The sequence below is a fragment of the Haloactinospora alba genome (genome assembly GCF_006717075.1).
In the GTDB taxonomy this organism is placed as follows: Bacteria; Actinomycetota; Actinomycetes; order Streptosporangiales; family Streptosporangiaceae; genus Haloactinospora; species Haloactinospora alba.
On sequence record NZ_VFQC01000002.1, the window covers coordinates 245,146 to 268,369 of the forward strand.

Sequence of the window (23,224 nt, forward strand, 5' to 3'; positions counted from 1 at the left end):
CGGGAACGGCGGAGACGTTCCGCGTTGCGCCCGGCAGCGGAGGCACAGCTCACTCTCCCGGCTCCGGGAGCACCGCGGCGGGAGGGGCGGCGCGACCGGGCTCCTGGCTGCGGCGCCAGTACTGGCGCCTGCCCTCGTCGCGCACCACGATCCCCAGCCTGGCCAGCTCGGCGCGCAGCTCCTCGGCGTCCTCCCCGTCGCTGCCGCGCAGTGCCCGCTGCCGGGCGCGGAACAGCGCGTCCGCGCCGTCCGGGAGACCGGGCAGGTCGGGTACCCAGCGGCGGTACTCGTCCGCGTGCGGATCGCCGTCCGCCCGCCAGGGGTAGCCGTGGGCCAGCAGCGCGGACCCGAGGTGGCGCGTGTCCAGCGCTCCCGCGATCCGGACGCGTTCCTCGGTGCGGTGGCCGAGCACGACGACCTGGCCGCCGTCCGGGAACACCGCCCCGACGGACGAGCGCGGCACGGTCCGGGTGGTCTCCCCGCGGGTGAGGGTGAGCCGGCTGTCCCCGACGCTCGCCCTGATGTAGCGCCGGTCGGCGAACCAGGCCGCCACCAGACCGGCGAGGGTTCCCAGGACGGCGCAGGCGAGCTTGGCGTGCGGGTCGGGGAACGAGGCGAGGAGGATGAACGGCCCCTGCATCGGCGCCCACGGCAGGGCGGCCGTCCAGTCCGCCACGGGTTTGGCCGCCCAGCCGAGCCCGGTTCCCAGCAGCGGGAGCCCGAACCGGACGAGGGGTAGGTGGCCGACTGGTGTTCCAACGAAGGTCGTGGTGGAGGACGGGGGTGCGGCGGGCATGGGCTGCGTTCCTCCTCAGTGACGGACGGGACGGGATGCCGCGCGGAAACGGCGGGGATGCGCCCCGCCCCTATTCGCTGGTGTCGTACTGTCCTCACGCACGGTGTCCCTCCTCTCGGGATGAACCGCGGCGTCCCGATGGAGGGGCGACCCGCGCGTGGCGGTGGCCGGTGCGGCGTGCTGCCACGGCCCTCGTCCGGCGGCCGAGGCGCCGCCCCGCGCCCGGAACCGCGGTTCGCCGGGACGACACCGGCGGCGTCGCGCCGCCCGGTCACACGGTGTCGCCGGTATCCGGGTCCGGGCCGCCCTCGTCCGGAACCTCCCCGGACTCCTGGTCGTCCGTCCGGTTCCGCTTGGGAGGGCGTCCGCGCCGGGGAACGCCCTTGGTGCTGGAAGGCAGGCGGCCGGCGTCGGCCAGAGCCCGCCGCAGCACGAACTCGATCTGGGCGTTCGTGCTGCGCAGCTCGTCCCCGGCCCAGCGGGCAAGGGCGTCGTGCACGGCGGGGTCCAGCCGCAGCAGGAGCTTCTTGCGTTCACTCACCTGGTCGTTCCCATATCGCCGATCCGGCGGTTCAGTGGTACAGCGAGCCGGTGTTGACCACCGGCTGGGTGTCGTTGTCGGAGCACAGCACGACCATCAGGTTGCTCACCATGGACGCCTTGCGTTCCTCGTCCAGTTCGAGGAAGTCGTGCTCGGTCAGCCGCGTGAGCGCCTGCTCGACCATACCCACGGAACCCTCCACGATCTCCCGGCGGGCGGCCAGGATCGCGCTCGCCTGCTGGCGGCGCAGCATCGCCCCCGCTATCTCGGGAGCATAGGCGAGGTGGGTGATCCGGGACTCGATGATGCGCACCCCGGCTGCCTGCACGCGTTCGGCGATCTCGCTGTTGAGCCTGCCGGTGATCTCCTCGGCGTTGTCCCGCAGGGACAGCCGGTGCTCCCCGGAACCGTCGTAGGGGTAGTTGTTGGCGATGTGGCGCACGGCCGTCTCGGACTGGATGTTGACGAACTCGGCGTAGTCGTCCACGGCGAACATCGCCTGGGCGGTGTCGGTGACCTGCCAGACCACCACCGCGGCGATCTCCACGGGAGTGCCGGCGGCGTCGTTGACCTTCAGCACCGAGGTCTCGTGGTTGCGGATGCGGGTGGAGACCTTGTGCCGCCCGTCGGTGATCGGGTTGATCCAGCGCAGCCCGTCGGTGCGGATCGTTCCGGTGTAGCGGCCGAGCAGCTGCAGTACCCGGGCCTCCTGCGGGGCCACGGGCACCAGGCCGACCATGGCGACCAGGGCCGCCAGCGCCAGGACGATCCCTCCGACGAGCAGCACGCCGCCGGACGCTCCCCCGTCGCCGGCGCTGGCGACGAAGCCGAGACCGGCGATGATCCCGACGGCGCCGACGAGCAGGGCGATGACGGAGACGATGAGGACCGGCCAGCCGGGAAGCCCGGCGGCGGGCCGCTCCTGAACCTCGGTTCGCGCCGGGGCCGGTGCGGCCTCGGGTGTGTCGTTACTCATTCCGTGTCCTGTTCTCCCGGAGTGTTCCTGGACTGTGTTCGCTATCCATAATCTAGCAAAGTGATATCACTTTTTGAAGTCCGTGGGCTCCGGGGGTGCGCCCGAGGAACGAAACCGGCCGTTTCCGGCGGCCTATCGGGACCGTCGGGCCGTCAGCCGGCCGGCCGCGCGGCGCGGGACGCGGTGTAGCGCTGCGGCGACACGCCGACCACAGCGGTGAAGTCACGGGTCAGGTGCGACTGGTCGCTGTACCCCAGTTCGGAGGCCAGAGCCGGCCAGTCGGGACGTCCGCCGCGGCGGACACGCTCGGCGACCTCGTAGAGGCGGTACCGGCGGAGCACCGCCTTGGGCCCCACCCCCACGTGGTCGGCGAAGCGGCGCTGGAGCTGGCGGACGCTCACCCCCGCCCGCGCCGCCAGCGTCTCCACCCGGAACGCGGCCGGGTCCGCAGCGGCACGCTCGACGAGCGCGGCCGTGTCCTCGGCGGGGTGGTGCGAGGCGGGCAGGTACGCGTCCAGGAGCTCCTCCAGCGCGGCCACGCTTCCCTCCGGTGACGCCTCCCCGGCGACGGCGTCGGCCGTCTCCGATCCGGGCGGACCGCACAGCTCGGTGAGGGGGAACGCCGCGTCCCGGACCCGCGACATCGGTCGTCCCAGCAGGGGCCGGAACCCCGCCGGACGGAACATGGCGCCCAGCGCCCACCCGGCCCCCACCAGACGCCTGCTCGTCACGCCGGTGGCCACCCCGTGCACCGCGGCGCCGTCCGGTGTGACGACGACGTTCACCACCGGGTGGGAGAACACCCGCTGAACGTAGGGCTCACCCAGGTTCCACCGCGCCAGCCAGTACCGGTCGACGAACCGGGCGACGCGCGGCGACGGTTCGTAACGCCGCAGGTCGAACCTGGCCCGGCCGGCTTCCGGAGCGATGATCCCCCGGGCGTCCTCGGTGACATCCGGTACCACGCGTCCAGCCTAGGCCGGGGCGCCGACAGAGAGCGGAGTCGCGACCGGGGGGAGTGTCGCGTTTCTTCAAGACGCCCGGCCCGCCCACGAGCGAGGATCGCACCACCCAGGAAAAGGACACCCGGACACAGAAGAGACGCCGAAGAACTCCATGACTGACATCTCGGAACGCTACACCCGGCTCGGCGACGACTTCGCCGCCACTCTCACCGCCGTTCCCACGCGGCAGTGGGATTCCCCCTCTCCCTGCGCGGGCTGGACCGCCCGGGACGTGGTCCGCCACGTCGTCCACACCCAAGGCATGTTCCTCAGCCTCGTCGGCCGGGAGCTCGGCCCGGCGCCCTCCGTCGACGACGACCCCGCCGCCGCCTGGGACGCCGTCCGCGCGGTTGTGCGGTCCGACCTGGAGGACCCCGACCGCGCCGCGGCGGAGTTCGACGGCGCGTGGGGCCGCACCAGGTTCGAGGACGCCGTGAACATGTTCCTGTGCTTCGACCTCGTGGTGCACCGGTGGGACGTGGCCCGGGCCACCGGCGGCGACGAGCGTATGGAGCCCGCGGACGTCCGCTGGGCCGCGGAGCAGGCGGAGCGGTTCGGCGACGCCCTGCGCGGCGACGGCGTGTGCGGCCCGGAGCTCACCCCGCCCGAGGAGGCCGACGAGCAGACCCGGCTGCTGGCCTTCCTCGGCCGCCGCTCCTGGTGAGATCCCACCCCGCCTCGGCCCACGGTGACCTGCGGGCCGTGGGCCGGGAGCGGGCTCACTCCAACGCCCAGTCCAGTGCCGCCCGCACGTGCAGCAGGGTCGTGTCGAACACCGGGACGGGACTGTTCTCCCGCCCGATGAGCAGACCGATCTCGGTGCAACCGAGAACGACGCCCTCGGCTCCGTCCCTCGCCAGGTCCGCCACGATCCGCTCGAACGCCTCCCGCGAGGAATCCGCGACCGTACCGAGGCACAGCTCCTCGTAGATGGTCCGGTGCACCAGTTCCCTGTCCCCCGCCTCCGGCACGGTGACACTGATCCCGTGCTCCCGGAGCCGGTCGCGGTAGAAGTCCTGCTCCATGGTGAAACGGGTGCCGAGCAGCGCGGTGGTACCCACGCCGGCCGCGCGCAGGGCCCCGGCGGTGCCATCCGCGATGTGCAGGACCGGAACGGAGACACCGCCGCGCACCTCACCGACGACCCGGTGCATCGTGTTCGTGCAGAGGATGACGCACTCGGCGCCGGCCGCCTCGAGCCGCGCGGCGCACTCCGCGAGGTACGCGCCGGCGCGCTCCCACTCCCCCTCCGCCTGCATCCGCGCCACCTCGGCGAAGTCCACCGAGTACACGATGCAGCGCGCGGAGTGGAGACCGCCGAGGCGTTCCCGCACCCCCTGGTTGAGCTGCCGGTAGTAGTAGTCGGTGGACTCCCAGCTCATCCCGCCGAGCATCCCGATCGTTCGCATGGCGTTCTCCCCTCTCGGTCTCCCGCGCACCCTGGCGGACCGCGTGTAGCCGGGAGATAAACGAGACGGTGGCCCGTGGCCTACCGCCACTCCTCCCGGCCGTACGGAACCCGATCCGGCGCTGCGGCCAACACGGGGTGACGACACCCGCCGACGGGCGGGTTTCCCAGGCACCGAAAGGACGAGCGTGAGTGCGGAACCGTACCCGGACGTCCAGCACACCACGGACGCCGACATCATCGCGCGGTCCCGGGAGGCACCCGAGGCGTTCGCGGAACTGTTCGACCGCTACGCCGACGACATCCACCGGTACACGGCGCGGAGGCTCGGCTCCGAAGCCGCCGACGACCTCGTGGCCGACACCTTCGTCCTCGCCTTCCGGCGGCGGGGAAGCTACGAGTCCGCACGGGAGCACGCGCGCCCCTGGCTGTACGGGATCGCCACCAACCTCATCCGGCAGCGAAGGCGCGCCGAGGCCCGACGGTGGCGCGCGATACAACGCACCGCCAGCGCCGGGGCCGACACCGGGGAGCTGGACGAGCGGGTCACGGAGCGGGTGAGCGCCGCGAGCGTGCGGGGCCGGCTGGCGGGCGCCCTCGCCGCGCTCCCGGCCCGCCACCGCGACGTGCTGCTCGCCGTCGCCTGGGGCGGGATGGACTACGCCGAGGTGGCGGAAGCCCTCGGCATCCCGGTCGGCACCGTGCGCTCCCGGCTGCACCGCGCCCGCGTGAAAGTGCGCGCGGAACTGGGCGAGACCGACCCCACGGCCGTCAACGAGGAGGACCACCATGGATGAGCTGCGGCTGCTACGCGACATGGACGCTGACACCCCGCCGATGGACGCGGAGGCCCGCTTCACCGCCCGCAACCGGCTGTCGCGCGCCATCACCGGACAGGAGCGCGGTCGCTGGTCCCGTCTGCTGCCGCGGCGGACCGCCCCGCGCCTGGCGATCGCCTCAGCGGCCCTGGCGGTGGTCGCCGGTGGCGCCCTGGTCGCCGTCGAGGCGAGCGGCGATCCCGCCGCACCCCCCGATACCTCCGGTACCGGGACGGAGGCGACCACGGCCAGCGCGAAACAGGCCCTGCGGGACGCCGCCGACCAGGCCCGGAAGGACAGGGAGCACGTTCCCGTCCCCGACCGGGACCAGTACATCTACACCAAGGAGATCCTGGAGGAGACGCCGGTGGGCGGCGGTGAGATCCGCACCTTCACGGAAGAGAACTGGGACGCCGTCGACCCGCACGCCAACCCGTCGAAGGTCAGTGAACGCGGCGATCCGCGGATGATCGAGCCGCTACCGGAGGAGTCGGGAAGATTTCCCCCCGTGGACTACCGGAAGCTGGCCGAGCTCCCCACCGATCCCGGGGAGCTGCTGCGCGACCCCGACATCACCGCCCTCAAGCCGGACGGCGCGGAGCTGACCGCTGACGACTACGACATGGCGTACACGAACCTCATCTACCTGCTGCACGGTTGGCAGGTCATGCCGGAGGACCTGCGCGGGGCCGCGTTCGACGCGCTGGCGCTGGTACCCGACGTCACGTTCCAGGAGGGGACCGTGGACGCGCGGGGCAGGACCGGCGTCGGCATCACTCGCGAGGGAGGGGGCACGTTCCCCACCCCGGACATCGTGTTGGACGCCGAGACCCACGAGTACCTCGGAATGCGCGACACGTCGACCGTGGAGGTCGACGGTGAGGAGCAGGAGGTGCAGCAGGTCTCGTCGCTAGTGGACTACGGCGTGGTCGACAGCATCGACGAACGCCCCTGACGCTCCCGTGCCCGCCGGCCCGCGCGGTCACGACGGTCGCGCTCTCCCGCACACGCGGGATCTGTGGCAGAGTGCACACCGGCACGCGACGCGGCGGCCGTCCCGGTCGCCCGGCACACGCCCCAGTTGCGGGAGGTTGACTATGGACCCGGAGAACGAGGACGTGGCGGAACTCGCCGAAGCCATCGCCGAGGGCGACACCGGCGAGATCGTGGAGGAGACGATCGAGACGATCTTCGGCGTGGACATCTGACCGCGGATGTCGGTGCGCCCGGGCCCGGTACCGCGACCGCGCGTTACCGGGCCCGGCGTGTGCGCACCCCTCCGGGAATGGTCGCCTCCGCCGCCTCGGGCGCGGTGCCGGCCCGCGCACGAATCCCGCTCACCGTCCTCCCGGGTGGCGTCCGGGCAGTGCCAGGGCGGGGACGGCGGTCACGGCGGTCGCCACGAGCAGCCACCGGAACGTGACCTGGTAGGCGTGCTCCAGGTCTGCCGCTGTTCCGGCGTCGACCTGCCAGGCCAGCACGGTGGTGACAGCGGCGGCCCCCAGCGCGGCGCCGAGCTGCAGCAGGATGCGGCTGACAGCGCTCGCGTGCGCGACCGATTCCCGGGGCACGTCGTGGTAAGCGGCCCCCATGACCGAGACGGTCACGATCCCGAGACCGGCACCACGCACGACGAGTCCGGCGAGAAGCCAGGCCCGTAGGCCACCGTCGAGGACGGCGAAGGGCAGCGTCCCCATGACCGCGGCGACCAGGCCCGCCAGGACGATGGCCCTCGTCCCGACCCGGTCGGTGCCCCTCCCGGAGAGCGACCGCGCGAGCAGGGCCCCGACGCCCTGCGAGGCGAGCACGAGCCCTGCCCCGAGCACCGAGTAACCGGGAACCTGCTGGTAGTACAGCGGAAGAAGCACGAGACTGCCGTAGAAGACGATTCCGGACAGCCACAGTGTCAGGGCCGCGCCGGTGAAGCTGGGCACGGTGAACAACCGGAGGTCCATGACCGGTTCCCGTACCGTTCGCAGCGCGTAACGTCCGAACACCGCCAGCAGCACCAGGGAGACGGCGAACGACAGCAGGAACGGCCAGCCCGCCAGTTCCTCCGGCCCGGTGGCGCGGGACAGGGCGTAGACCAGCGCGACCAGTCCGGGGGCGAGCAGGGCCAGGCCAGGACCGTCCAGCCGGGCGCTCCCGTCCGACTCGGTCGGGGGTACGCCCCTCCACGCCCAGACGAGCGCGACCAGGCAGACCGGCACGTTGACGAGGAACACCCAGCGCCAACTCGCTCCGTCGACGATCACTCCGCCGATGACCGGACCCACCACCGGAGCGATCACGGTGGGGAAGCCGATGGCGGCCATGGCGCGCCGGGCCTGCCGCTGGCCCGCCGATCTCACCAGGAGCGTCTGCAGCACCGGCATGGACATACCCCCGCCGATCCCCTGAACGACCCGGGAGGCGACCAGGATCCCCACGTTGGGGGCCAGGCCGCACAGCACGGAGCCGGCCAGGAACGTGGCCAGGGAGAACAGCCACATCCGCCTGCCGCCGAACCGTCGCACCGCCCACGCGCTCACCGGGATCGCCAGCGCGGTCGCCATGGCGTAGCCGGTGACCACCCACTGGATCGTGGACACCGGCGCGTGGAAAACGGCCGCGAGCCGGTCCAGGGCGACGTTGACGATCGTCGTGTCCAGCAGTGGAAGGACCGCTCCCGCCAGGAAGACCGCCACGAGCCTACGAGTGTCGGGGTCCAACCGCGTGGTTGACGAAGCGGGTTCCGTCCCGGATCGGTACCGAGCCATCAAACCTCCTCCAACGCGTGCATTTCGCACGCATTTGAGGCTACACGACACCCGTGCGGATTGCACGCATCATGGAGTAGGTTGGTGGAATATGAGCTACGAACTGGGACAACGCTGCGAGACAGCCCTAGGGACGCTGCTACAACGCCGGATGCGGGTCACCCTCTACGAGGAGCTGGTCGCGGGAATCGGCCGCGGGGTGGACATCACCTCCTACCCCATCCTCAGCGGCCTCGCCCGGTTGGGCCCCGTCACAGCCGGAACTCTCGGAGCCGAGGTGGGACTCGACCGTTCCGGTGTCAGCCGCCACGCGAGCCGCCTCGAAACGGGTGGACTGGTCTACCGGCGCCAGGACCCGGACGACGCGCGCAACTCCCTGCTCGTCCTGACCCAGGAGGGCGAACGCGTCGTCGGGCTGCTGCGGGAACGCCTCGCCGGGATGTTCGGGGAACAGCTCGCCTCCTGGCCGCGCGAACAGGCCGAGCAGTTCGTCTCCGGGCTGGAGCGCTTCGTGCGGGAGAGCCACCACCGCTCCAGCGCGAACCCGCAAGGGGAGGAACCGGTCTCCTCCGGGGAGGCCGACTGATGCCGCGGGCACACGCCGACGTACCGACGCGGAGAGGGCGACGGTCCCGCGGACAGCTCGTGTCCGGAGCAGCGACGTACCGAGGGGACACCTCCCGCGTCTAGTCAGACGGGGTGGGCGGCGGGGCGGCCGCGGACGTGGCGGTTCCGGCGGCGCACGCGGCGGCGCGGTCCAGCAGCAGGGCGCGCTCCCGCTCGTTGCGGGTGAGGTCGGCCGCCCGTTCGAACTCGGCGCGGGCCTCACCGAACCGTTCCAGCTGGACGAGGAGGTCGCCGCGCACACTCGGCAGCAGGTGGTAGTTCCGTAGCGCGGGGTCCCCGGCGAGCTCGTCGACGAGGTCCAGCCCCCGCTCGGGCCCGAAAACCATCGCGAGGGCGACCGCTCGGTTCAGTTCCACGACGGGGGAGGGTGCGACACCCGCGAGCGCCGTGTACAGGGCGGCGATGCGGGGCCAGTTCGTCTCCTCCGGACGCGGGGCGCGGGCGTGGCAGGCGGCGATGTCGGCCTGCAACACGTAGGGACCCGAGGTGGCGCCGCGTTTCCGGACCAACGTGTGCGCGCGCTCCAGCTCCGCCAACCCGCGGCGGACCAGCAGCTGGTCCCAACGGCCGCGGTTCTGTTCCAACAGCGGCACCGCCTCCCCGCCCGGCCCGACGCGTGCGCGGCTACGGGAGTGCTGGAGCTCCAACAGCGCGACGAGCCCGTGCGCCTCCGGTTCCCCGGGAATGCGTTCGGCCACCATCCGTCCGAGCCGCAACGCCTCCTCACACAGCTCGGGACGGCTCCACTCGTTTCCGGAAGTAGCCGTGTACCCCTCGTTGAACACCAGATAGAGGACTTCCAGCACGGCGGGCAACCGGTCGGTGAGCTCCTGACCGCACGGGACGGCGAAGGACACTCCCCTGTCGACGAGGGTGCGTTTGGCCCGCACGATGCGCTGCGCGACGGTCGGCTCCGGAACGAGGAACGCCCGCGCTATCTCTCCGGTGGTCAGACCGCAGAGGACGCGCAGGGTGAGCGCCACCCGGGCCGGGGTGGACAGCACCGGGTGGCAGGCCGTGAACACCAGGGTGAGCACGTCGTCGCCGATCTCCTCCTCGAGGGCGGCCGCGACGTCGCGCGCCACGTCCGGCTGCTGGGTCTCCAGCTCGTTGCCGAGTTCGGAGAGCTTCCGGTCGAACCGCTGCCGTCGGCGCAGCGCGTCGATCGCGCGACGCTTGGCAGTGGCCATGAGCCAGGCGCCCGGGTTCTCCGGAACACCGGAACGCGGCCACTGTTCCAGCGCGGCGACCAGCGCGTCCTGGGCCGACTCCTCGGCCAGCCCGATGTCGTCAACCATACGGGCGAGTCCGGCGATGACCTTGGGAGCCTCGATCCGCCACACCGCCTCGACCCGCGCACCAGTGTCATCAGTCACAACCGGATATATAACCGCACGGACACCCCGGCAAAGCAACACCCACGACGTGGGACGGGCCGGCCGCGCTCCGGTGCCGTTCTCCCGCGGAGAGGCGCCGCCGGCCCTGAAGACGGCTCAGTGCTGGTCGGCGATGCGGGCGCGCTGGCTTTCCTCCCGTTCCCGCAGTTCGGGAGTGAACTCCTCGCCGAAGTCCGAGGCCTCGAACACCTGCCGCACCTCGATCTCGCCCTCCCCTCCGACGGGGCAGCGCCGCGCCCACTCGAGGGCCTCGCTCCGGGAGGCCACCTCCAGCAGCCAGAACCCGGCGACGACCTCCTTGGCCTCGGAGAACGGGCCGTCCACCACCGTGGCCTGCCCGTCCGAGAACCGCACCCGCGCCCCGGCCGACGTGGGGTGCAGCCCCTCACCCGACAGCATCACGCCGGCCCGGACCAGCTCCTCGTTGTAGGCGGTCATGGCGTCGAGCTCCTGCTGGGTGGGCATGACCCCGGCCTCGGTGCTCGCGTCCCCTTTGATCATCATCATGAACCGCATGGCGCGTCGCCTCTCTCGTGTCGTGTCCCGCCCGGTCACGGCGGAACGTTTCCGCTCGTTACCCACGCGTCGATCGCGCCCGGCCGGATTCGACACCCCCGGAGGAAAAATTCCGAAGAGTTTTCCCGAAGCCTGGTGAAGGCGAGGTGGGGTGGAGCCACGGTGCTGTCACTCTTCAAGGTGCCGTGTCAACGGATAGGACGATTTAACGGAATTCGTTCCGTTATGCCACACGCATCGTTAAACTTCCGCCACATCCGCGACGGTTGGAGCACCGTTGAGCCATCCCCCGAATTTCGCCGGAACGGCACAACCGCCCCGGAGCCGGCTCGCCGTCGCGAGCCTCGTCCTGGGACTCGCCAATGTCCTGTGCCTGTTCCTGCTGTTCATCCCCCCGATCGTCGGGATCGTACTCGGTGCCCTCGGGATCCGGGACGCCAGGTAGGGACGGCGTCGCGGACAGGGATGGCGATAGCGGGAACGGTCCTCAACGGAGTCTTCCTCCTCGTCGCTTTGGTCGCCCTCATCGGCGGGATGTCCGACTCCTCGGAGAACGACCCGAAGGGCTCCCCCGCCCCTCCGTCGGCCTCCGTCTCCGCCACCTCTCCCTTGGAGAGCACGGCTTCCGCCACGGAGGAGACCGAGACTACGGAGCCCGCGGAGGAGACGGACGAACCGAACGAGGAGACGCCCCCGGAGAACGGCGGCCAGGACTCGGGCACGGATTCCGGGGAGGACACGCGGGACGAGCCCGCGCCGGAGCCGGAACCCGAGGAACCCGAGCATCCGGCCGGAGCGACGGCTCGGTGCAACGACGGCACTTACTCCTACTCGGACCACCGGCGCGGCACGTGCTCCCACCACGACGGCGTGGACGTGTGGATCAACCGGCCGCCGTCCTGACCGGCGTCTCTTACCAGCACCGGGTTCACTCCCGGTTCTCGCCCGTTCCCGACAGCGACAGGCTCTCGGGTATGGCGTCGAAAGCGCGCCCGAGCCGGTGCAGGAGGGCGTTCCTGCCGCCCTCGGCGTTGGCGTACACCCAGGTACGGGCGGCCACGCTCCAGGCGGTCGCCGTCGTTTCCGCGAGGATCGCTAGCCGCATGTCATCGGGGGCCATCCCGAGTTTCCCCGCCAGGCAGGTGGCGATCCGCTGGTGCACGGTGGTCCGGTAGTGGGCCGTGTGGGCCTGCACCACCGGGCAGGAGTTCACGAGGCGGCGCGTGGCGACGTAGTGCTCGTCCCACTCCGCGGGCAGGGCGGCCACGGTCTCGGTCATGGTGGCGCGCAGTTCCGTCAGTACGGGGCCTGAGATCCGGCGCCCCGCCAGCACGGCGAGGTAGGCCGACCAGATGACGGTCTCCCCCTCGATCGCCACGGTCTCCTTGCGTTCGAAGTTGCGGAAGAACGTGCTCTTGGAGACCTCCACCTTCTCGGCCAGGTTGTCGACGGTGACCGCGTCGAACCCCTGTTCGAGGAACATCCGCATCGCCGCGTCGACGAGCGCGCGCCGGGTGCGGAGCTTCTTGCGCTCCCGCAGCGGCAGGCACTCGCTGGGCGGGCCGAGCCCCATCAGGGTGAGTTTCTCCCGCTCCTCGGGCGGCAGGGCGGACAGGTCGACCACGGGTTCCTCGGAGTCCTTCATCCCTCCAGTCTATCGATGAGACACCGGGAAACAAGAAAGACAGGAAACCTTTTACTACTTGCTACCTTTAGATCCTTGGTTTAATCTGACACTTAGTTTCATAAGAAACGGGATTGAGAACGATCCCGTGTTCACCCCTGGAGACCGCCATGACCGACACCCCACTGAACACCGCCGTACTCGTCGGCAGCACCCGCGAGAACCGCTTCGCCCCCAATCCGGCGGCCTGGTTCGTCGACCACGCGAAACAGCGCGACGACCTCGCCCTCGACGTGATCGACCTGGCCGAAACCCCGTTGCCCACCGTCCAGCAGGCCCACCCGGTCTACACCGGCCACTACCCCTCACCCGACGTGCGCGCCTTCGCCTCCCGTATCGCGGCCGCCGACGCGTTCGTCGTCGCCGCCGCCGAGTACAACCACTCCTTCCCCGCTCCGCTGAAGCTCGCCATCGACTCGGTGCACCCGGAGTGGCGCGCCAAACCGGTCGGGTTCGTCTCCTACGGCGGCCTCGCGGGCGGACTGCGCTCCGTGGAACAACTCCGGCTCGTGTTCGCCGAGCTGCACGCCGTCACCATGCGCGACACGGTCAGCTTCCCCAACTACTGGAAGGAGTTCGACGCCGACGGGAACCCCACGAACCCGGACGGTGTCGCGGCGGCGGCCACGACCATGCTCAACCAGCTCGTCTGGTGGGGCACCACGCTGCGCGACGCCAAGCGGGACCACCCCTACGACGTGTGACCCGCCGCCCCCCACCACAGCGAAGGAGACACGGACAATGCCCACCCTCGGAAACCTCTCCGTCACGATCGTGCACTGCGAGAACTACGCCGAGATGGTCGCCTTCTACCGCGACCGGCTCGGTTTCCCCGTGCTGGAGGAACACCCGCAGGCCACCGTTCTGCGTACCGGCAACGGAGGCGAGCTCGTGTTCAGCGGCCAGGAGGACGAACCGCCCTTCCGGCTGGGCTTCACCGACACCGACGTGGAGGCGGCACGCGCCGACCTCTCCGACCTCAGCCCAAGCGAACTCCGCCCTCACAAGAACGGCCGCGGTTTCACCGCCTGGGACCCCGAGGGCAACACGCTCGAGTTCGTCGACGACTAGGTCCTGTCGCCGGGCGCTGTTCGCCGCGGGCGGCGTCTTCCGGTGCCGCCCGGCACGGGCCCCGAGGCGGGATGCGGAGCGGATCCTCCGTCGACCGACGAAAACGCCGCCGGGCGGTGCGCCGGGGCGACGCGCAGCAGGACAAGCGTCCGCAACCAGGACCCGGACCCTGTCGACCGGACCTCACCCCGCCCCGTGGGGCCGGCGGCCACCGCCGGCCCCACTCCTCTCCGGCTGAGGAGCCACCATGCGCCAGACACACACCCTCCCGCGCGACGAGCCTCCGGAACCGCCGAGCCCGCCCCCGCCCAGCAGGAGCACCATGTTCGCCCTGCTGGCCTCGGCCACCCTCGTGGTGATGGCCGGAGCGGTCATCTCCCCGGTGGTGGCCCTGATCCGCGAGGACCTGGACCTGTCGTCCGACCAGGCCGGGCTCGTCATCACCACCCACTCACTGCTGATCGCGCTCTCCGGCCCCCTCGTCGGAACCGTCATCGACCGGATCGGCACCCGGCGGGTGCTCATGACCGGCCTGCTGGCCTACGCCCTGTTCGGCGGCGGGGCGGCACTGGCCGACACCTACCCGCTGCTCCTGGCCTCCCGCGCGCTGTTCGGCGTCGCCGCCGCCTGCGTGGTCAACGGCCTCACCGTGAGCCTGCTCAACCTGTGGCAGGGGCCGGCCCGCGACGCCGTGATGGGATACCGTGCCACCGCCAGCAGCATCGGCGGTGTGGTGTGGCCGCTGCTGGGCGGCGCGCTCGGCGAGATCAGCTGGCGCGGACCGTTCCTGGTGTACCTGGTGGCGCTGCTCGTTCTGGTGGGCACGGCGCTGCTCGTTCCCGAGACGCGTTCCTCCGCGCCGGACCGCGCGAGTACGTCCGAAACCCGGGGAGCCAGCACCTCGCCGGGTGTGTGGACCCTGCTGCGGAACCAGCCGGCGCTGCTGTGGCCCTACCTGCTGCTCTTCGCGATGGCCACGCTGCAGTACAGCATCGTGGTGTTCCTCCCCCAGCGGCTGGCGCAGCTCGGCGTGTCCAACACCATGACCGTGTCCGTGTTCATCTCGGTGATGACCGGCGCGACCGGCGTCATCGGCCTGTTCTACGGCCGTCTGCGCCGCAACCGGAGCTACCGTTCCCTCCTCACCGCCGGAACCGCGCTCCCCCTGGCGGGACTCGTGACGCTCGCCGCCGGAAGCCAACCGTGGATGCTGCTCGCTGGGCCGGTCCTGTTCGGCCTGGGTGCGGGGCTGGTCATGCCCGCCGCTCCGGTCCTGGTCAGTCAGGCGGTACCGGAACGGATGCAGGGCCGGGCCGCCTCCACCCTGAACTCGACGATGCTGCTGGGACAGTTCGCCTCGCCGATGCTGCTGGGGGCGTTCGCGGGACCCTTCGGCATCCGGGGCGTTTTCGTCGCGGCCGCGGTGGCCTGCGTCCTGCTGGTGCTGGCGGTGGCCGCGACGTTCCGCCAGGCCGATGCCCCGGTGGGAAGCGCCGAGGCCTAGGAGAGGCCGGTGTCCTGTTCCGGAATGTCCTGCTCGAACCAGACCACCTTCCCCGTGGGGGTGGCACTGGTTCCCCAGCGCCGCGCGAGGTTGCTGACGAGCTGCAGCCCCCGGCCGTCCTCGTCGGTGGCGTCCGCGCGGCGCAGCACCGGCCGGTGGTGGTCGTCGTCGGCGACCTCGCACAGCAGGGCGTCCGTACGCAGCAGCCGCAGCTCGATCGGACGGGAGGCGTGCCGGATGGAGTTGGTGACCAGTTCCGTGGCCAGCAGTTCGGTGACCTCACTGCACAGCGACAGCCCCCACGCCTCCAGCGTGGTGCGCACCAGTCGCCGGACCCGGGCGGGTGTACTGTCGCGCGGTTGCAGGTACCAGTGCGCCACGTTGCCCTGGGAGATGCCGTGCAGCCGCGCCATGAGCAGGGCGGCGTCGTCCTCCCGGTCAGCGGGGCGCAACGCCTCCAGCAACCCCTCGCACAACGCGTCCAGCCGCTGGCCGGGCTCACCGAGGCTCGCGCACATCCGCTCCAGCCGGTCCCCGAGGTCGTGGCCGCGCTCCTCCACGACCCCGTCGGTGCACAGCACCAGCACGTCCCCGTCGTCCACCGGCACCTCGACCGGTTCGAACGCGACCCCGCCCAGCCCGATCGGGGCACCCGCCGGGAGGTCGAGGAGTTCCGCCCTCCCGTCCCGGTGCATGATCCCCGGCGGGATGTGACCCGCGTTGGCGAAGGTGCACCGGCGGGCCACCGGGTCGTAGACGACGTAGACGCAGGTCGCCAGGTAGTCGTCGCCGAGCTGTTGCGCCAGGTCGTCCAGGTGGCGCAGCACCTGGTGCGGCGGGAGGTCGAGCGCGGCCAGCGTCTGCACCGCCGTGCGGAACTGGCCCATCGCCGCCGCCGACCGGATACCGTGCCCCATCACGTCACCGACGACGAAGGCGACCCGGCCGCCCGGCAGTGGGATGGCGTCGAACCAGTCCCCGCCGACCTGTGCCGTGTCGCTGCTGCTCAGGTAGCGACTGGCGATCTCCACCCCGGCGAGCCACGACGGCAGGGTCGGCAGCATGCTGCGCTGCAGGGCATCGGCGACCGTGCTCTGCGTCTGGTACAGGTGGGCGTTGTGCACGCCGAGTCCGGCCTGCATGGACAGCTGCCCGGCCATCAGCGCGTCCGTGTCGTGGAACGGGGGGCGTTCCGGGCGGCGCAGCAGCAACACGACACCCAACGTCTGCCCCCGGACCCGCAGCGGCACCGCCAGCAGGGAGCAGCCGCGCATCAGCGCCGCCGAGTCACCGGTGGGGTGCCCCTCGGCGAGCTCCGCCGCCGCAGCCACGTCCACCCGCGACACCAGCACCGACTCCCCGGTGACCATGGCGCGCCGCAGGGGGCTGGTGGACCGCAACATGTGGACGGCGCCCTGGGGTGCTCCCGGGTTCCACCGCTGGTGGTCGCCGTCGTGGGCGACCGCGACCCGACGCACCGCCGCGAGCCGGGGGTCGGGAACCTCCGGGAAGACCGTGTCGAGCTGGTTCTCGGCAGCCAGGGTCTCGGTGAGGTGCACCGCGGTGAAGTCGGCGATCCTGGGAACGAGCACGTCGCACAGCTCGCCGACGATGTGGTCCTTGTCCAGGCTGGCACCGATGCGCGCGGTCGCCTCGTTGAGGAACGCGAGCGAACCGTGCAGGAGCGGGAGCCGCTCGTCGTCGGCGTGCGGGGTGGCTTCGGCCGCCGAGGCGTCCCCGGGGACGGCGTCCCGGAATCCGCTCAACGAATCCATCGGTGCAAGGCTCCCTGCGTGGCGTCGGGCACCCGGACGCGCCGGCCCGGCGCGACGGGTGCGGGTCGGTTCTCCGGTCTCAGGCTGTTCCTCTCTCCTCCCCGTTCCCGCAGATCATGAATATCTGGATCTCGGGACGGGCCTGGGTCGAGGCGGGAGCGTACGAGAGGGTCCTCTCGTGCTCGACGGTGAACCCGGCACTGTGCAGCATCCCCCGGAGCTCGTCCCGGAAGTAGCCGGTCACCCTGAGGGTCTGCCCGAGGAACGGTATGGGGGCGTCGTCCACGTCGGCCTCGACCATGGCCAGGCCGAACCGGCCGCCGGGCACGAGCGCGCGCCGGACCAGGTCCAGCACCACCGGGATGCGGTCCCGCGTCAGGTGCAGCAGCGAGAAGCAGGAGACGACGGCGTCGTAGGTCTCCCGCTCGGGGTCGAGGTCGACCATGTCCCGGAGCAGGAAGCGCGCCTCGGGGACGTTGCGCTTGGCGACCTCCAGCATGCGCGGGGATATGTCGGTCCCGGTGACCCGGCACCCGCCGTCGACAAGCTGCCGGGTGGTGGGCGTGCCGGTCCCGCAGCCGAGGTCCAGCACCCGCGCCCCCGGCGGCAGGTCGGGCAGCAGCCGCTCCACCATCCCTATCTGGCCGTCCTTGTGCGGGAACGCCTCGTCGTAGCGGTCACCGATCGCGTCATAGGCGGCCGCCTGGGCGGACTCGCGCTCCTCCCAGGACATGGCGCCGGAATCCGGAGTCTCCACGCCCGCGGCGTCGTTCTCGGTCATCCTCATGTTTCCCTCGTCTGGGTCGCCGGTGCCGCACGGTGCTGGCTCCTTTCCGACGGACACTGTCCGCCGAACAGGACCTGCCCCAGGCACGCACACACATCAGCAGGCATACCCGAATAAAGCAGTGGAACTATCACAGAGCATACAACTGTGCTGTGATGTGCTTCATAAGGAACAGGCGGGGCATGGGAGAATGCTCCGGAAGAAGCACGCGAACCAGTAGACAAAAGGGGATAACCGGGCATGGAGGCGTACCGGAGCGTCCAGGAGGCGGCCGCGGGAGCGGGAGGCATCCCGGAACTGGACGGGGAACTGACCCTCGCCCCGGAAGCGAGAGCGGCGGCCGCCGGGGACTTCGGTGGGCTCCCGCACGGGCACCCCTCGTTCGTGCTCCGCCCCGGTTCGGCCGACGACGTGGCCGCCATGCTGCGCTACTGCCGCGACAACCGGATCCCCGTCGCTCCCCGCGGTCAGGGACACTCCACGTTCGGCCAGGCGCAGGCTCCCGGCGGACTGGTCGTCGACACCGGAACGCTCGACAGCATCCACCTGGACGGCGACACCGCCGTGGTGGGCGCGGGCGCCCGTTGGAGCGAGCTGGTCCGGGCCACCCTGGCGCAGGGGCGCACCCCGCCGGTACTGACCGACTACCTGGAGCTCTCCGTGGGCGGGACCCTGTCGGTGGGTGGCCTCGGTGGCGCGGCCCACCAGCACGGTGCCCAGACCGACACCGTCACGGAGCTGGAGGTGGTGACCGGCTCCGGCCGGCGCACGGTGTGCTCCCCCGACCGCGAGCCCGGCCTGTTCCGCGCCGTCCTGGCGGGTCTGGGCCAGTGCGCGGTCATCACCCGCGCGACGCTCCGCCTGGCTCCCGCCCCGGAGACGGTCCGGCGCTACCGCATCCCGCACTCGTCCGCCACGGCACTGACGGCCACCCAGCGGCGGCTCATCCGCAGTGGGGCGTTCTCCTACGTGGAGGGGCAGGCCCACCCGGATGCGGAACTGCCCGAGGGGTGGCGCTACACCCTCGAAGCGGTCTCCCCGCTGAGCGGTGCCCCGGGCGGCGAGGAGGAGCTGGCCGGCCTGGGGTGCCGCCCCGGCCCGGACGAGGTGGAGGACCTGCCCTACCTGGACTTCGCCGACCGGATGGCGCCCGACGTGGCCTACCTGGAGTCGGTGGGGGCCTGGCACGACCCGCACCCGTGGTGGAACGCGTTCCTCCCGGACAGCACGGTCGACGCGGCCGTGCCGGAAACCATGGCCGGGCTGCGGCCCGCCGACGTCGGGCCGACCGGCATGGCACTGCTGTACCCGCTATTCCGCGACCGGCTGCACACCCCGCTGCTCCGGGTCCCGGACGAACCGGTGGTGTTCCTGTTCTCGCTGTTGAGAACCGCCACCCCCGAGCCGGGCGTTCCCAGCTCCCAGGAGATGGTGCGCGCCAACCGCGCGCTGTACGAGCGGGTGCGCGCCCACGGCGGGGTGCAGTACCCGGTGGGCAGCATCCCGATGGAGACACGGGACTGGCGCGAGCACTTCGGGGAGCGCTGGCCCCTGCTGGCCGAGGCGAAACGGGAGCACGACCCCGCCAGCGTCCTCACCCCCGGCCAGGGGATCTTCCCCGGTTCGGAGGGCTCCGCCCCCGCTCCGGAGTGACGCCCGACCGCCGGTCCCGGTGCCAGCCGCGCCACGCGCGCCGCGCACACGCGGCTGTCGCCGATCCCGGTGCGGGCGAACCGTCCGGAACTACTCCGGCATGGGCATGACGTCCTCCCAGTGCGGGACCTCCATCTCAGCACCGCACCGGCAGCAGCGTCCGTTGGGTTGCCAGTCGTGCGGGTGGCCCTCACCCGGCCAGCACGCGCAGCAGAGCACGTCGGCCTGCCAGTCGTGGATACATTGCGTCCGCCGTGTCGAGCTGTCGGCCATCGAGGGAACTCCTAGCCGGGGTATGTCGCTCCGCACTTACAGCATCGCCCATTACTCTGCCAATCATGGTCGCATGACACGGGGGAACCTCCTCGCCGCCGGTCCGTATCCGGCAGAAACCTTCCCGGCGTACCGGGCGTGGGGCCGCCGCCCGCGCGCCGCGCACCCGGTGCGACTTCCAGCTGTGGGGGACTTACAACCGCCCTGTACCCGGCGCGCGCCCGCCGCCATACCGCCCTGGCCGGATGCGGCCACCGAAGGGAACGAGAACCCGGTTCCGACGTGAAAAACCCAATCCGAAACCAGGTTTTTCTTCCGACCGAAACCGGACGGGCACCCGCGCCGGGGACGCCGGTTCAGCCCCGCTCCTCCTCCCGCACATTCCGGTGCGCCAGCCCGTCCTCGTGGTTCCGCCCCCGCGCCGGGAGGACGGCACGCAGCACCACACCGCCCGACGGCCCCGAGGGGGTGGCCTCCAAACTCCCGCCGAGGGAGGCGACCCGCTCCCGCAGACCCCGCAGCCCCAGCCCGTGGTGCAGAGTCTTCGGATCGGCGCCGGCGCCGTCGTCGGAGACGTCGACCGTCACCTCGGCGCCGCCCTCCACACGGACCCGGATGAGTCCCGCCCCCGAGTGACGCAGCGCGTTCGTCACCCCCTCCTGCGCCACCCGGTAACAGGCGGCCTCGACCTCGTCGTCGAGTCGGGGCCACGTGCCGCGCATCGTGAACGTGACGCGTGTCTCCTCCCCCGACAGCGACTCGGCGAGCTCGCGTATCGCCTCCGAGCCCGCGCGCCCCTCCAGCCGGAGCGGACGCAGCGCCCGCACCCACCTGCGTGTGTCCTCCAACGCCTCCCGGGTCAGCCGCTGCGCCTGGGTGACCTCCTCCCACGCGTCCTCCGGCCGTGTCGCGCGAAAGCGCCGGGCGTTCTCCAGCCCCATGTTGATCACCGTGAGGTGGTGCCCGATGGAGTCGTGCATCTCGCGCGCTATGCGGGTGCGCTCCTCGGCCACGGTCAGCTCCTGGACCCGGTCGGCGTAGCGCCGCAACTGGATGTTGGCCGTCTCCAGCTCGGAGTACAGGCGCCGTGTCTCCCGGGTACTGCGCGACGCCTCGAACAACGCGAGGAACACCAGAACCACCGCGGCGCACTGGAACAGTGCCATCGACGCGTTGAACACGGTGTCGGTGAGCGACTGTTTCGGGTTGGCCAGACTCGCCGCGGAGTGGAACAGCACGACAACCGCGATGTAGCCGATGGCGGCCGGCGTTCCGAAGACGATGAGCGTGTTCCCGATGGCCAGGCTCATCAGTACGAAAACCGTGAAGTTCCCCAGCATCATGCTGATCACGGTTCCGACGAGGAAGAGCACGGAGAGGATCTTCCGTCGCGGGGCGACAGCCGGCGACCAGGGGATCACCAGCCACAGCGCGCACACGCTCGCGGCGCCCGTCACCGCTATACCGAGCAGTTTCCCGTTCCCCGCCCATTCCTGCGTCCCGCTGGTGATCGCCGTCGCTGTCACCATCAGCGCCGTGAGCGCCATCGTTCCCCAGAAGAAGACGCTGAGGATGCGGGGTGGACGGTTCTCGCTGAACTCCAACCAGTGGAGCAGGCTGTGGTTGTACGCGCTCGCCACCATGGGGCGACAGTAGGCGCCACACACCGGAGGGGTCACGGCGCGGTCCTGTGCCCCTGGTCTTCTCCGCGGGCACCGTTCCCCTGACGTGTCCATGACTTCGGGGGGATGTCCGGCATCCGGTCCGTTGCCTAGATTCTCCGGGGCCGGTCGCCACGCGACGGGCCGGTTCCGCACCGGTCGGCCAGTGCCGCCCCTGCCCCCGGCCCCGGGCCCTGTCCGAGGGACGCTGTTCGTCGGACAGGGCCCGGCCCCCGCCGCGTCGCCACTGCCGGCACGGCGCAGAACGACCACGAGGGCCGGCGGAGACGCCACGAGAGCGAACGGAGAACACCACGGATGGCTTCCCCACCGGACGGCCCCAGGACAGTGGAGCCGCCGCGTGCCGGACTGTTCGCGGTAGCGCTGTGCCTGCTCGCCATGGTCGCCGTGTCCGCGGTCGCGTGGGACAGGATCCCCGAGCTGGTCACCACCCGCGAGGCCACCCGTCACCGTGCGGCCGCCGAGGTTCCCAGGTGGGTCCTCCTGTCGATCCTCCCCGCCGCGGAGGTGTTCGTCGTCTCCGTCGTGCTCGCTGCCGCTCCGGCCGAACGCGCCGTGGAACGCCGGTCCGGGTTGCAGTTCGGTGAGCGTGACACCGCCGCGAAAACGCGGACGCTCACACTGGTGCTCGTGCTCCTCTCCGCGTTGTTCCTGGCACTGCACGTCATCGTCGCCGCCCTGTACGCGGGGGCGCCGATTCCCGTTCTCCCGCTCGCGCTCGTGACGCTCGGCGTGTTCCTGGCGACGTTGGGGGCCGTGCTTCCGGTCCTCGCCCGGACGTCCGCGCTGCCGGAGCACCCCCGGTTGCGGCTGGTGGCCGAAGCGTGGCGCGCGAGCCACACCGTGGGCGGGCGTGTCATGAGCGCCGCGGGTCTGGTGCTCGTCGCGGCCGCGCCGCTCCCCTCGGTCCTGCAACCGTCCTCGCTGGGGAAGGCGGTCCTGCTGTGGGGCGCGACACCCGCAGCGGTACTCGTCCCGTTCGCGGTGATGGCGGTCCGCACGGCCACGGCGGTGCTCCGCGGCCGCGGGGAGGGAAGCGGCACGGGCGGCGCGGCGGAATGATCGTGGGTGGGCGCCGGCCGGAGGGGGACCCGGCCGGCGGGGGAGGTTGGTTCAGTACACGTGGACCGGGGAGTTGTAGTCGAGGCTGCCCTCGTCCCACAGCCAGTCCATCGCCGCGTTGCTGACGCGGACGCAGCCGTGCGACGCGGGGTAGGGCGGGACGGAGGAGTAACCGTGCACGGCGATGCCGCCGTTGAAGTACTTGGGACGGTACAGGTCGCCCAGCGGGCCGCTGTCCACACCGTCCACGTCCCGGAAGACGGTGTACTCGCCGGTGGGGGTGACCGCGCGGCGCAGCTCGCCCTGCGACTCGTACATCTCGCCGGAGCCGGTCGAGGTGTTGAACACCCGCTCCACCTCGCCGTCGGAGACCACGAGCAGGAGCTGGCGGTCCAGGTCGACCTCGACCACGTCCCCCGACGCCGTCGCCTCGGGGGCGGTGCCGTCGTCCAGGGCGGCGCGGGTGTCGGGGCCGACCACGCCGTCCCGGGCGATGCCGGCCGTCTTCTGCAGGGCGTAGACGGCCTGGACGGTGAGTTCGCCGTACTCGCCGTCGACCGGGCCGACCCAGTACCCCAGGGAGCGCAGCTGCTCCTGGAGCTCTTCCACCTCGGGTCCGGAGTCGCCCTTGAGTAACAGGTCGGAGGGGGAATCCGCAGGGGAGGGCGCGGCGTGGGCCACGGCGCCGCCGGCCGCCGCGGGGGCCATACCCCCCACAGCCGCCCCGGCTCCGGTCACCGCGAGGGTGGACAGTGCCAGAGCCAGCGTCCGGGCCGTGTAGCGCACGACACGTTCGGATGAACAAATAGCCATGTCCGCTCTTTTACCCGAACATGGTCTTTCTTTACCACCGTTTTACCCACATAACCGGAAAACATGAGTGGTTTTTCG

General features: G+C 71.4%; 25 protein-coding genes. 11 read left to right on the forward strand and 14 right to left on the reverse strand.

The features are described from left to right. Window positions 1–49: 49 nt before the first annotated feature. The 4 genes from FHX37_RS18720 to FHX37_RS23915 all read right to left on the reverse strand — a co-directional run bounded on the left by FHX37_RS18720 (window position 50) and on the right by FHX37_RS23915 (window position 3,278). Window positions 50–796 carry a YqeB family protein gene (locus tag FHX37_RS18720; RefSeq protein WP_211351956.1) on the reverse strand — a complete coding sequence of 249 codons (747 nt, stop codon included), beginning with the start codon at window positions 794–796 and terminating at the stop codon, window positions 50–52. A 271-nt stretch (window positions 797–1,067) separates the two neighbouring features. Next, complete coding sequence (locus FHX37_RS18725; protein WP_141925531.1) at window positions 1,068–1,337, reverse strand: hypothetical protein; 270 nt, start codon at window positions 1,335–1,337, stop codon at window positions 1,068–1,070. 31 nt (window positions 1,338–1,368) lie between these two features. After that, window positions 1,369–2,313: an SPFH domain-containing protein gene (locus FHX37_RS18730; protein ID WP_141925532.1), complete on the reverse strand. Its 945-nt coding sequence runs from the start codon at window positions 2,311–2,313 to the stop codon at window positions 1,369–1,371. A 152-nt stretch (window positions 2,314–2,465) separates the two neighbouring features. Further along, the gene (locus tag FHX37_RS23915) at window positions 2,466–3,278 is read right to left on the reverse strand and encodes a helix-turn-helix transcriptional regulator (RefSeq protein WP_141925533.1); all 813 of its coding nucleotides are present in this window, start codon (window positions 3,276–3,278) and stop codon (window positions 2,466–2,468) included. A gap of 151 nt (window positions 3,279–3,429) precedes the next feature. Here FHX37_RS23915 and FHX37_RS18740 point away from each other — a divergent pair, with 151 nt between their 5' ends. Beyond that, entirely contained in the window at window positions 3,430–3,981 is a 552-nt protein-coding gene (locus FHX37_RS18740) for a TIGR03086 family metal-binding protein (RefSeq protein WP_141925534.1), read from the forward strand. A gap of 55 nt (window positions 3,982–4,036) precedes the next feature. Here FHX37_RS18740 and FHX37_RS18745 read toward each other — a convergent pair whose 3' ends face one another. Further along, window positions 4,037–4,726 (reverse strand): aspartate/glutamate racemase family protein, encoded by a 690-nt coding sequence (locus FHX37_RS18745; RefSeq protein WP_141925535.1) that lies wholly within the window; start codon window positions 4,724–4,726, stop codon window positions 4,037–4,039. Between the two features lie 187 nt (window positions 4,727–4,913). On the opposite strand from FHX37_RS18745, the gene FHX37_RS18750 reads away from it, so the two are divergent. Then, window positions 4,914–5,522 (forward strand): RNA polymerase sigma factor, encoded by a 609-nt coding sequence (locus tag FHX37_RS18750; protein ID WP_141925536.1) that lies wholly within the window; start codon window positions 4,914–4,916, stop codon window positions 5,520–5,522. After that, complete coding sequence (locus FHX37_RS18755) at window positions 5,515–6,498, forward strand: CU044_5270 family protein (RefSeq protein WP_141925537.1); 984 nt, start codon at window positions 5,515–5,517, stop codon at window positions 6,496–6,498. The genes FHX37_RS18750 and FHX37_RS18755 overlap by 8 nt, the downstream gene beginning before the upstream one ends. A gap of 382 nt (window positions 6,499–6,880) precedes the next feature. Here the strand turns inward: FHX37_RS18755 and FHX37_RS18760 are convergent, their stop codons facing one another. Then, window positions 6,881–8,302, reverse strand: coding sequence for an MDR family MFS transporter (locus FHX37_RS18760; protein WP_141925538.1), 1,422 nt, complete (start codon window positions 8,300–8,302; stop codon window positions 6,881–6,883). Window positions 8,303–8,393: 91 nt separating this feature from the next. On the opposite strand from FHX37_RS18760, the gene FHX37_RS18765 reads away from it, so the two are divergent. After that, a complete protein-coding gene (locus tag FHX37_RS18765; protein WP_141925539.1) occupies window positions 8,394–8,888 on the forward strand; it encodes a MarR family winged helix-turn-helix transcriptional regulator in 495 nt (164 codons plus the stop codon). 100 nt (window positions 8,889–8,988) lie between these two features. Here the strand turns inward: FHX37_RS18765 and FHX37_RS18770 are convergent, their stop codons facing one another. Together FHX37_RS18770 and FHX37_RS18775 are read right to left on the reverse strand one after the other, a co-directional pair. Beyond that, entirely contained in the window at window positions 8,989–10,305 is a 1,317-nt protein-coding gene (locus FHX37_RS18770; protein ID WP_141925540.1) for an RNA polymerase sigma factor, read from the reverse strand. Window positions 10,306–10,422: 117 nt separating this feature from the next. Continuing rightward, complete coding sequence (locus FHX37_RS18775; RefSeq protein ID WP_141925541.1) at window positions 10,423–10,842, reverse strand: YciI family protein; 420 nt, start codon at window positions 10,840–10,842, stop codon at window positions 10,423–10,425. Between the two features lie 277 nt (window positions 10,843–11,119). Between FHX37_RS18775 and FHX37_RS18780 the strand changes: the two genes are divergently transcribed. After that, complete coding sequence (locus FHX37_RS18780) at window positions 11,120–11,287, forward strand: DUF4190 domain-containing protein (protein WP_141925542.1); 168 nt, start codon at window positions 11,120–11,122, stop codon at window positions 11,285–11,287. Between the two features lie 20 nt (window positions 11,288–11,307). After that, entirely contained in the window at window positions 11,308–11,745 is a 438-nt protein-coding gene (locus FHX37_RS23305; RefSeq protein ID WP_211351957.1) for a DUF3761 domain-containing protein, read from the forward strand. Window positions 11,746–11,770: 25 nt separating this feature from the next. Here the strand turns inward: FHX37_RS23305 and FHX37_RS18790 are convergent, their stop codons facing one another. Continuing rightward, window positions 11,771–12,487 carry a TetR/AcrR family transcriptional regulator gene (locus tag FHX37_RS18790; RefSeq protein ID WP_141925543.1) on the reverse strand — a complete coding sequence of 239 codons (717 nt, stop codon included), beginning with the start codon at window positions 12,485–12,487 and terminating at the stop codon, window positions 11,771–11,773. A gap of 149 nt (window positions 12,488–12,636) precedes the next feature. Here FHX37_RS18790 and FHX37_RS18795 point away from each other — a divergent pair, with 149 nt between their 5' ends. From FHX37_RS18795 to FHX37_RS18805, 3 genes are all read left to right on the forward strand, one after another. Further along, window positions 12,637–13,230, forward strand: coding sequence for an NADPH-dependent FMN reductase (locus FHX37_RS18795; RefSeq protein WP_141925544.1), 594 nt, complete (start codon window positions 12,637–12,639; stop codon window positions 13,228–13,230). 37 nt (window positions 13,231–13,267) lie between these two features. Further along, window positions 13,268–13,597, forward strand: coding sequence for a VOC family protein (locus tag FHX37_RS18800; RefSeq protein ID WP_141925545.1), 330 nt, complete (start codon window positions 13,268–13,270; stop codon window positions 13,595–13,597). A gap of 247 nt (window positions 13,598–13,844) precedes the next feature. Then, complete coding sequence (locus tag FHX37_RS18805) at window positions 13,845–15,101, forward strand: MFS transporter (RefSeq protein WP_141925546.1); 1,257 nt, start codon at window positions 13,845–13,847, stop codon at window positions 15,099–15,101. Here the strand turns inward: FHX37_RS18805 and FHX37_RS18810 are convergent. Continuing rightward, complete coding sequence (locus FHX37_RS18810; protein WP_141925547.1) at window positions 15,098–16,876, reverse strand: SpoIIE family protein phosphatase; 1,779 nt, start codon at window positions 16,874–16,876, stop codon at window positions 15,098–15,100. The genes FHX37_RS18805 and FHX37_RS18810 overlap by 4 nt on opposite strands. Window positions 16,877–16,955: 79 nt before the next feature. Continuing rightward, on the reverse strand, window positions 16,956–17,657 hold the full coding sequence (locus FHX37_RS18815; protein WP_141925548.1) for a class I SAM-dependent DNA methyltransferase: 702 nt from the start codon (window positions 17,655–17,657) through the stop codon (window positions 16,956–16,958). 246 nt (window positions 17,658–17,903) lie between these two features. On the opposite strand from FHX37_RS18815, the gene FHX37_RS18820 reads away from it, so the two are divergent. Beyond that, on the forward strand, window positions 17,904–19,316 hold the full coding sequence (locus FHX37_RS18820) for an FAD-binding protein (RefSeq protein WP_141925549.1): 1,413 nt from the start codon (window positions 17,904–17,906) through the stop codon (window positions 19,314–19,316). A gap of 90 nt (window positions 19,317–19,406) precedes the next feature. On the opposite strand, the gene FHX37_RS18825 is transcribed toward FHX37_RS18820, so the two are convergent. After that, window positions 19,407–19,589: a hypothetical protein gene (locus FHX37_RS18825; protein WP_141925550.1), complete on the reverse strand. Its 183-nt coding sequence runs from the start codon at window positions 19,587–19,589 to the stop codon at window positions 19,407–19,409. 356 nt (window positions 19,590–19,945) lie between these two features. After that, a complete protein-coding gene (locus tag FHX37_RS18830) occupies window positions 19,946–21,232 on the reverse strand; it encodes a sensor histidine kinase (RefSeq protein WP_170181641.1) in 1,287 nt (428 codons plus the stop codon). A 336-nt stretch (window positions 21,233–21,568) separates the two neighbouring features. Here FHX37_RS18830 and FHX37_RS18835 point away from each other — a divergent pair, with 336 nt between their 5' ends. Beyond that, window positions 21,569–22,333: a hypothetical protein gene (locus FHX37_RS18835; RefSeq protein ID WP_141925552.1), complete on the forward strand. Its 765-nt coding sequence runs from the start codon at window positions 21,569–21,571 to the stop codon at window positions 22,331–22,333. A gap of 51 nt (window positions 22,334–22,384) precedes the next feature. Here FHX37_RS18835 and FHX37_RS18840 read toward each other — a convergent pair whose 3' ends face one another. Further along, window positions 22,385–23,146 (reverse strand): L,D-transpeptidase family protein, encoded by a 762-nt coding sequence (locus FHX37_RS18840; protein ID WP_394344519.1) that lies wholly within the window; start codon window positions 23,144–23,146, stop codon window positions 22,385–22,387. Between the last annotated feature and the right edge of the window lie 78 nt (window positions 23,147–23,224).

What these genes read in the sequence shown, in the direction of transcription:
- FHX37_RS18720 (WP_211351956.1), bottom strand. Translation starts at nt 796, where the DNA reads ATGCCCGCCGCACCCCCGTCCTCCACCACGACCTTCGTTGGAACACCA.
- FHX37_RS18730 (WP_141925532.1), bottom strand. Translation starts at nt 2,313, where the DNA reads ATGAGTAACGACACACCCGAGGCCGCACCGGCCCCGGCGCGAACCGAG.
- FHX37_RS18740 (WP_141925534.1), top strand. Translation starts at nt 3,430, where the DNA reads ATGACTGACATCTCGGAACGCTACACCCGGCTCGGCGACGACTTCGCC.
- FHX37_RS18745 (WP_141925535.1), bottom strand. Translation starts at nt 4,726, where the DNA reads ATGCGAACGATCGGGATGCTCGGCGGGATGAGCTGGGAGTCCACCGAC.
- FHX37_RS18755 (WP_141925537.1), top strand. Translation starts at nt 5,515, where the DNA reads ATGGATGAGCTGCGGCTGCTACGCGACATGGACGCTGACACCCCGCCG.
- FHX37_RS18760 (WP_141925538.1), bottom strand. Translation starts at nt 8,302, where the DNA reads ATGGCTCGGTACCGATCCGGGACGGAACCCGCTTCGTCAACCACGCGG.
- FHX37_RS18765 (WP_141925539.1), top strand. Translation starts at nt 8,394, where the DNA reads ATGAGCTACGAACTGGGACAACGCTGCGAGACAGCCCTAGGGACGCTG.
- FHX37_RS18775 (WP_141925541.1), bottom strand. Translation starts at nt 10,842, where the DNA reads ATGCGGTTCATGATGATGATCAAAGGGGACGCGAGCACCGAGGCCGGG.
- FHX37_RS23305 (WP_211351957.1), top strand. Translation starts at nt 11,308, where the DNA reads ATGGCGATAGCGGGAACGGTCCTCAACGGAGTCTTCCTCCTCGTCGCT.
- FHX37_RS18790 (WP_141925543.1), bottom strand. Translation starts at nt 12,487, where the DNA reads ATGAAGGACTCCGAGGAACCCGTGGTCGACCTGTCCGCCCTGCCGCCC.
- FHX37_RS18795 (WP_141925544.1), top strand. Translation starts at nt 12,637, where the DNA reads ATGACCGACACCCCACTGAACACCGCCGTACTCGTCGGCAGCACCCGC.
- FHX37_RS18800 (WP_141925545.1), top strand. Translation starts at nt 13,268, where the DNA reads ATGCCCACCCTCGGAAACCTCTCCGTCACGATCGTGCACTGCGAGAAC.
- FHX37_RS18805 (WP_141925546.1), top strand. Translation starts at nt 13,845, where the DNA reads ATGCGCCAGACACACACCCTCCCGCGCGACGAGCCTCCGGAACCGCCG.
- FHX37_RS18810 (WP_141925547.1), bottom strand. Translation starts at nt 16,876, where the DNA reads ATGGATTCGTTGAGCGGATTCCGGGACGCCGTCCCCGGGGACGCCTCG.
- FHX37_RS18815 (WP_141925548.1), bottom strand. Translation starts at nt 17,657, where the DNA reads ATGACCGAGAACGACGCCGCGGGCGTGGAGACTCCGGATTCCGGCGCC.
- FHX37_RS18820 (WP_141925549.1), top strand. Translation starts at nt 17,904, where the DNA reads ATGGAGGCGTACCGGAGCGTCCAGGAGGCGGCCGCGGGAGCGGGAGGC.
- FHX37_RS18825 (WP_141925550.1), bottom strand. Translation starts at nt 19,589, where the DNA reads ATGGCCGACAGCTCGACACGGCGGACGCAATGTATCCACGACTGGCAG.
- FHX37_RS18830 (WP_170181641.1), bottom strand. Translation starts at nt 21,232, where the DNA reads ATGGTGGCGAGCGCGTACAACCACAGCCTGCTCCACTGGTTGGAGTTC.
- FHX37_RS18835 (WP_141925552.1), top strand. Translation starts at nt 21,569, where the DNA reads ATGGCTTCCCCACCGGACGGCCCCAGGACAGTGGAGCCGCCGCGTGCC.
- FHX37_RS18840 (WP_394344519.1), bottom strand. Translation starts at nt 23,146, where the DNA reads ATGGCTATTTGTTCATCCGAACGTGTCGTGCGCTACACGGCCCGGACG.